The organism is Acidovorax sp. HMWF018, assembly GCF_003061035.1.
In the GTDB taxonomy this organism is placed as follows: Bacteria; Pseudomonadota; Gammaproteobacteria; order Burkholderiales; family Burkholderiaceae_C; genus Acidovorax; species Acidovorax delafieldii.
The window spans coordinates 1-7,367 of record NZ_QAIM01000602.1 but is presented as its reverse complement, the minus strand read 5'-3'; the positions used below and the strand labels follow the sequence as shown (position 1 = coordinate 7,367).

7 protein-coding genes are annotated in these 7,367 nt (G+C 66.8%); 4 read left to right on the top strand and 3 right to left on the bottom strand.

Features of this window, described 5'->3' with window-relative positions:
- From DBR23_RS25695 to DBR23_RS25685, 3 genes are all read left to right on the top strand, one after another.
- The coding region (locus DBR23_RS25695; RefSeq protein ID WP_108499977.1) for an ABC transporter ATP-binding protein at window positions 1–1,156 on the top strand (1,156 nt) is incomplete at its 5' end.
- 25 nt (window positions 1,157–1,181) lie between these two features.
- Complete coding sequence (locus DBR23_RS25690; protein ID WP_108499976.1) at window positions 1,182–2,243, top strand: ABC transporter permease; 1,062 nt, start codon at window positions 1,182–1,184, stop codon at window positions 2,241–2,243.
- Between the two features lie 114 nt (window positions 2,244–2,357).
- Window positions 2,358–3,281: an ABC transporter permease gene (locus DBR23_RS25685; RefSeq protein WP_108499975.1), complete on the top strand. Its 924-nt coding sequence runs from the start codon at window positions 2,358–2,360 to the stop codon at window positions 3,279–3,281.
- Window positions 3,282–3,315: 34 nt separating this feature from the next.
- Here the strand turns inward: DBR23_RS25685 and DBR23_RS25680 are convergent, their stop codons facing one another.
- A complete protein-coding gene (locus DBR23_RS25680; RefSeq protein WP_108499974.1) occupies window positions 3,316–3,675 on the bottom strand; it encodes a VOC family protein in 360 nt (119 codons plus the stop codon).
- A 71-nt stretch (window positions 3,676–3,746) separates the two neighbouring features.
- On the opposite strand from DBR23_RS25680, the gene DBR23_RS25675 reads away from it, so the two are divergent.
- The gene (locus DBR23_RS25675) at window positions 3,747–5,021 is read left to right on the top strand and encodes an amidohydrolase family protein (protein ID WP_108499973.1); all 1,275 of its coding nucleotides are present in this window, start codon (window positions 3,747–3,749) and stop codon (window positions 5,019–5,021) included.
- Between the two features lie 67 nt (window positions 5,022–5,088).
- Here DBR23_RS25675 and DBR23_RS25670 read toward each other — a convergent pair whose 3' ends face one another.
- A complete protein-coding gene (locus tag DBR23_RS25670; protein ID WP_108499972.1) occupies window positions 5,089–6,222 on the bottom strand; it encodes an ABC transporter permease in 1,134 nt (377 codons plus the stop codon).
- 1 nt (window position 6,223) lies between these two features.
- Window positions 6,224–7,367, bottom strand: a 1,144-nt coding sequence (locus DBR23_RS25665; protein WP_146191449.1) for an ABC transporter permease, incomplete at its 5' end; no start/stop codon positions are given.

The window sequence follows — 7,367 nt, the reverse complement described above, 5'->3', positions numbered from 1 at the left end:
GCCAGTGAGCCCCGATGCGAAGGTCGGCAGCCTCTCGGTGGGCGAGCGCCAGCGCGTCGAAATCCTCAAGGCACTGTACCGGGGCGCGCGCATCCTGATCCTGGACGAACCCACCGCCGTGCTCACCCCGCAAGAGAGCGAGGCGCTGTTCGACACCCTGGCGCAGATGGTGGCGCAGGGTCTGTCCATCATCTTCATCAGCCACAAGCTGGGCGAGGTGCTGCGCGTCTCACACCGCGTGGCCGTGCTGCGCCAGGGCAAGCTGGTGGCAGAGGCGCCTGCGCAAGGCACCACGCAGGGGCAACTGGCGCAATGGATGGTGGGCTATGCGATTGAGGCGGCAGAGCGCCGCCCCGCGCGGAGCGTGGGCGAGCCCATCTGCACCCTCAACAACGTGAGTACCGCGCCCACGGGGCGCGATCGGTTGAACAATGTGTCCCTCACCTTGCGCGCCGGCGAGATCGTGGCGATTGCGGGCGTGAGCGGCAACGGCCAAGTGGCACTGGCCGACCTGCTGTGCGGCGTGCGCAACGCCACCACCGGCCATGTCACGCTGCGTGGCGCACCGCTGCAAGCACGGCCCGCGTGGCTGGTCGGCCAGGGCGTGGCCCGCATCCCCGAAGACCGCCACGCAGTGGGCGTGGTGGGCGACCTGCCCGTGTGGGAGAACGCGGTGGCCGAACGCCTGCGTGGCCCCTGGTTTGCGCATCCGTGGTTCCGCGCCTTCTGGGTCAAACGCCGCGCGGCGCGCCAGCATGCACAGCGCGTGGCCGAGACCTTTGACGTGCGCGGCGGCGGGCCGGACACCCCCGCCCGGTCGCTGTCCGGCGGCAACATGCAAAAGCTCATCCTGGGCCGGGCGCTGATGCCGCCGAAGGACGCAGCGGGCTACACCGCGCCTGCGCCCCAGCTCATCGTGGCCCACCAGCCTACTTGGGGGCTGGACATTGGCGCGGTGATGTTTGTGCAGCAGCAGCTCATCAACGCGCGCGATGCGGGAGCGGCCGTGCTGCTGATCTCGGACGATCTGGACGAAGTGCTGGCGCTGGGTGACCGTGTGGCCGTCATACACGACGGACAACTGAGCGAGGCGCGACGCGCCGAAGACTGGACGCGCGAAGCCATCGGCCTGGCCATGGCGGGCGCTGCCCATTGAGCGACAACAACAAGAACAACCCAGCATGAGACTTGAAAAACGCAACCACACCTCCCCCGCCGCCTACGTGCTGGCGCCGGTGGGCGCCGTGGTGTTCACACTGATCGTCAGCGCCCTGCTGGTGCTGTGGGCCGGGGCGCCCGTGGGCCAGACCTATGCGCTGCTACTGCAGGGCGCGTTCGGCTCGGTGTTTGCACTGACCGAAACCCTCACCCGCGCCACGCCACTGATCCTGACTGGGCTGGCAGCGGCCGTGGCCTTCCGCGCGCGGCTGTTCAACATCGGGGCCGAGGGGCAGCTTTACGCCGGGGCGCTGGCCGCCGTGGCCGTGGGCGGCATGCATGGAGGCACGGGGCTGGAGTGGTCGCCCTACTTGCTCTTCCCACTCATGATGCTGGCGGCTGCGCTGGCCGGGGCCGCGCTGCTGCTGGGCCCGGCGCTGATGAAGGCGCGGCTGGGCGTGGACGAGGTGGTCACCACCCTGCTGCTCAACTTCATCATGCTGCTGCTGGTGTCAGCCCTGCTCGATGGGCCGATGAAAGACCCGCTCTCCATGGGCTGGCCGCAGAGCGTGGCACTGCAGGGCGACCTGGAACTCTCCAAGCTGGTGCCTCAGACGCGGCTGCACACGGGCCTGCTGTGGGCCGTGTCGCTGGCCGTGATGCTGTGGGTGCTGCTGGCACGCACGGTGCCGGGGTTTGACATTCGTGCTGCGGGGGCCAATGCACGCGCTGCTGCCTTTGCGGGCGTGCCTATCACCCGCACGGTGGTGCTGGTCGCCTTGCTCTCCGGCGGGCTCGCAGGCTTGGCCGGCGCCATCGAAGTGGCCGGTCGCACTGGTTATGTGACGCTCGACATGTCGCCCGGCTACGGCTACAGCGGCATCGTGATCGCCATGCTGGCCGGACTGCACCCGCTGGGCGTGATTGCAGCGGGCACCTTCGTGGCGGGCGTGCTGGTGGGGGCTGACAGCATGAGCCGCGCGGTGGGCGTGCCCACCTACATTGCGGATGTGATCGTGGCGACTTCGCTGATTGCGGTGCTGGTGGCCGGGCTGCTGACGCAGTACCGCGTGCGGTGGAAGTGAAGCAGCCATGACAACCCATACACACCACAATTTCAAGCCAAATAGGCCTCTAGCGCTAGTGAATCATGCGATAGATGCTATCGAAATGAAAGCAAATTTCCACGGAGCAGTTGCATGACCGAACTGCTCGACATCCTAGCCAACCCCGCGTTCTGGATTGCCACCCTGCGGGTCGCCACCCCGCTCATTCTGGGCACGCTGGGGGTTTTGCTGTGCGAACGCGCCGGGGTGCTCAACCTGGGCATTGAAGGGATCATGGTGGCCGGGGCCTTCACCGGCTGGCTCACGGTGTATGCGGGCCATGGGCTGTGGACGGGGGTGCTGGTGGCAGCGCTGACAGGCGCTGTCTTCGGGCTATTGCATGCGTGGCTCACCGTGGGGCTGGCGCTGTCGCAGCATGTGTCCGGGCTGGGCATCACGTTGCTGGCCACGGCGCTCAGCTACTACGGCTACCGGGTGAGCTTCCCCAAGGTGAACACGCCACCCACCATCGAGCCCTTTGCACCGATGGAATGGCTGGGCATTCCTATCCTGTCGGCACAAACCCCACTCACGCTGCTGGCCCTGCTGCTGGTGCCGCTATTGGCCTCGGTGTTGATGCGCACCCCGCTGGGCCTGGCCGTGCGCATGGTGGGCGAGAACCCGCAGGCGGCCGAGGGCCAAGGCATTTCGGTAGCCGCCACGCGCACCGGCGCCATCGTGGCCGGGTCGGCGCTGATGGGCGTGGCGGGGTCGTTCCTCACGCTGTCGGCGTTCAACGCGTTCTTCTTCAACATGATCAACGGCCGCGGCTGGATCTGCGTGGCGCTGGTGGTGTTTGCCTCGTGGCGGCCTGGCAAGGCGCTGCTGGGTGCGCTGCTGTTTGCGTTCTTCGACGCGCTGCAGCTGCGGCTGCAGCAGGCGGGCGATGCGTGGCTGCCCTACCAGGTGTATCTGATGCTGCCGTACCTGCTGTCCATCCTGGCGCTGGTGCTGGTGGCACGCAAGGCGGCGTATCCGCAGGCGCTGATGAAGCCTTACCGCAAGGGGGAGCGGTGAGAAGATGCGAATGAGCCCACCACGCCCGATTCATTCACACCCTCTGGTCGGACCACACCGCGAACTCGTTGCCGCTGGGCTCTGTGAAATGAAAGCGCCGTCCTCCCGGAAAGTCGAACACCGGCTTGACCACATGGCCACCTGCCGCCTCCACCTTGGCCAATGTGGCTTCGAGGTCTGCGCTGTAGAACACCAGCAAGGCGCCGCCAGTGGCTGGAGTGGAACAAAGGCTGGCGCGGAAGAAGCCGCCGTCCAACCCCTGGCCCGAGAAGGCCGTGTATTCGGGGCCATAGTCCACAAAGGTCCATGCAAAGGTCTTTTCAAAGAACGACTTCGTGGCGGGCACATCGCACGCGGCAAATTCGACGTAGTTCAGCTTTTCATGTGCGTTCATCGGATGACCCTTTCTTCTTGAGACCCCGCAGTGTGCCAGCGCGTCCCGACGAATATCTACACTCCCCCACCATGCTCGACCTGCTCATCACCCACGCCAGCCTGCCCGACGGCCGCCAGAACATGTCCATCGCCGTGCAAGGCGGCCGCATCACCGAAGTGACCGAAGGCCTGCAAGCCCCCGCGCATGAGACGGTGGATGCCGGTGGCCTGCTGGTGAGCCCACCGTTTGTGGACGCGCATTTCCACATGGATTCGACCCTGAGCTACGGCCAGCCGCGCGTGAACGAGAGCGGCACGCTGCTCGAAGGCATTGCGCTGTGGGGCGAACTCAAGCCCACGCTGACCCACGACGCCATCGTGCAGCGCGCGCTGCAGTACTGCGACATGGCCGTGGCGCGCGGGCTGCTGGCCATCCGCAGCCATGTTGACACCAGCCACCCCAGCCTGCTGCCGGTGCAGGCGCTGCTGGATGTAAAGCAGCGCGTGGCGCCGTACCTGGATTTGCAACTGGTGGCCTTCCCACAAGACGGCGTGCTGCGCGCGCCCGGAGGGCTGGCCAACCTGAAGCGCGCGCTGGACATGGGTGTGGACGTGGTGGGCGGCATTCCGCACTTCGAGCGCACCATGGCCCAAGGGGCCGAGAGCGTGAAGATCCTTTGCGAACTGGCGGCCGAACGCGGCAAACGCGTGGACATGCACTGCGACGAATCCGACGACCCGCACTCGCGCCACGTGGAAACCTTGGCGTACGAAACCCAGCGCCTGGGCCTGCAGGGCCGCGTGACGGGCTCGCACCTCACCTCCATGCACAGCATGGACAACTACTACGTGAGCAAGCTGATGGCGCTGATGGCTGAGGCCGACCTGGGCGTGGTGGCCAACCCGCTCATCAACATCACGCTGCAAGGCCGCCACGACACCTACCCCAAGCGCCGTGGCATGACCCGCGTGCCCGAGCTGATGGCTGCGGGCCTGACGGTGGCGTTTGGCCACGACTGCGTGCTCGACCCCTGGTACAGCGGCGGCAGCGCCGACATGCTGGAGGCCGCGCACATGGGCCTGCACGTGGGACAGATGACCAGCCAGGCCGCGATGCGGCAGTGTTTTGATGCGGTGACGCTGAATCCCGCCAAGCTGCTGGGGCTGGAGGGCTACGGTATCGCCCCCGACTGCCATGCCGACCTGGTGCTGCTGCATGCGCGCAACCCGGTGGACGCCATCCGCCTGCGGGCCACGCGCCTAGGTGTGTGGCGGCGCGGCCAACGGGTGGCCAGCAGCCCGGTGCCCGTGGCGCAGCTGAACCTGCCTGGGCGGCCCGGTAGCGTTGATTTTGCGTCCAACTAGCCTCAAGCGTCAGTGGATCATGCCTTAACAGCTATATATTTGATAGCAAAAACAGTCATCCTGACATTCAGGCCATGCGCGCAATCGTCTTGCGAAACCGCGCCAGCGCCAGGCTGAACAACACCGCCCCAATCCCCAGCAGCCACACCAGCGACGGCCACACCACCGCCCAGCCTGCGCCCCGGTAGAGGATGGCCTGGGCCAGCTCGGTGAAGTGCGTGGTGGGCGCCAGGGCCATGCCGTACTGCACCCACAGCGGCATGCTCTCGCGCGGGGTGACGCCGCCGGACAGCATCTGCAGCGGCATCATCACCAGCACCATCAGCAAGCCAAACTGCGGCATGCTGCGCGCCACCGTGGCCATGAAGATGCCCATGGACGTGGTGGCAAACAGATGCAGCGTGGCCCCCAGCAGAAACAGCGGTACCGAGCCCTCGATGGGCACACCAATCGCCCAGCGGATCACCGCCGTGAGCGACACCCAGGTAGCGACCAGCACCACCAGCGCCATGGCCCAGACCTTGGCCAGCATGATCTCGCCGGGGGTGACGGGCATCACCAGCAAATGCTCCACCGTGCCGTGCTCGCGCTCGCGGATCAGCGCGGCGCCGGTGAGGATGATGGAGAGCATGGTCACGATGTTGATCAGCTCCATCAGCGAGCCGAACCACGCGGGGTTGAGCGCCGGGTTGAAGCGCGAGCGCACCGTCAGCTCGATGGGCTGCTCGGCCACGGCGCGGTCGCGCTGCACGAACTCGGCCACCTCCAGCTGCACGATCTGCTGCACCGCCCCATTGGCCGCAAACGCCTGCCCCATGCGCGTGGCGTCGATGTTGAGCTGCACCTGCGGCACCCGGCCCGCCAGCACGTCGCGCTGGAAATGCGCGGGGATGTGCAGCACCAGCGTGAAGCGGCCGGCGTCCAGGCCTGGGTCCACCTCGCGCATGCTGATCATGGCGGGGCGCGTGAACTGGGGCGCGTAGAACGCGGTGGCGATGCGCTGGGACAGCGCCGAATCGTCCTCGTCCACGATGGCAATGGGCACGTGGTACAGCGTCTCGGGCTGCGCCATGCCCGCCGAGTACACCGCCAGCGTGGTGGTGTAGACGATGAGGAACAACATGGCCGGGTCGCGCCACAGGCTCCACAGCTCCTTGATGCCCAGGCGAAAGATATTGGACCAGCGGCCACGCAGCGCCATGTCAGGTCTCCTGCTTGCGTAACAGCAAGATCGCAGTACCGACGATGACCGGCACCGCCACCAGCATGGGCCAGAACTCGGCCTGCAGGTCTTGCAGGGCCAGCGCCTTGTTGAATACACCCCGGCTGATGGTGAACATGTGGCTGGCCGGGTAGACCTCGCCCACCCAGCGCGCAAAGCCGGTCATGGACGACACCGGGTTGATGAGCCCGGCGAACTGCACCGCCGGGATGAGCGTGCCCACCATGGCGAAGAACATGGCCGCAATCTGGCTGCGCGTAACGGTGGAGGCCAGCAGCCCCATGCCCGTGGAGCACAGGCTGAACAGCACGGCACCCAGCGTCAGCGTGGCAAAGCTGCCGGTGATGGGCACACCAAATACCGTCACCGCCGCCAGGCACATCAATCCGAAGTTGAACAGCGCCAGCAGCACATAGGGCAGCTGTTTGCCCAGCATGAATTCGGTGCGCGTAGTGGGCGTGACATACAGGTTGATGATGGAGCCCAGCTCTTTCTCGCGCACCACGGCCAGGGCCGTGAGCATGGCGGGCAGCATGAGCAACAGCAGCGGAATCACTGCGGGCACCATGGATGGCAGGCTGCGCACGTCGGGGTTGTAGCGGTAGCGCGGCTCAACTTCCAATAGGCCCCGGGGCACCACGCCCGTGCGGCTGCGGCTTTGCTCCACCAGCCACTGCTGGTGCAGGCCCTGGGCGTAGCCGATGACGGTTTCGGCGCGCTGGGGCATGGCGCCGTCCACCCACGCGCCGATCTGCACCGGCTGGCCGCGTGCCACGTCGCGCGCAAAGCCAGGCGGGATCTCCAGCGCCAGCGATATCTCGGCGGAGCGCATGCGCGCGTCCAGCTCGGCGTAGGTGGCAATCGGCGGCTGCTCGGTGAAGTAGCGCGAGCCCGCCAGGTTCAGCGTGTAGGCGCGGCTCAGCGCGGTCTGGTCGCGGTCCAGCACGGCAAAGCGCAGGTTCTCCACGTCCATGCTGATGCCGTAGCCCATCACGAACATCAAAATCAGCGAGCCCAGCAGTGCCATGGCGCCACGCACCGGGTCGCGGCGCAGCTCCAGCGATTCGCGCCACTGGGTGCTGTGGATGCGGGCCAGGCTTTGGCGCAGGCGGGTGGGCCAGGTG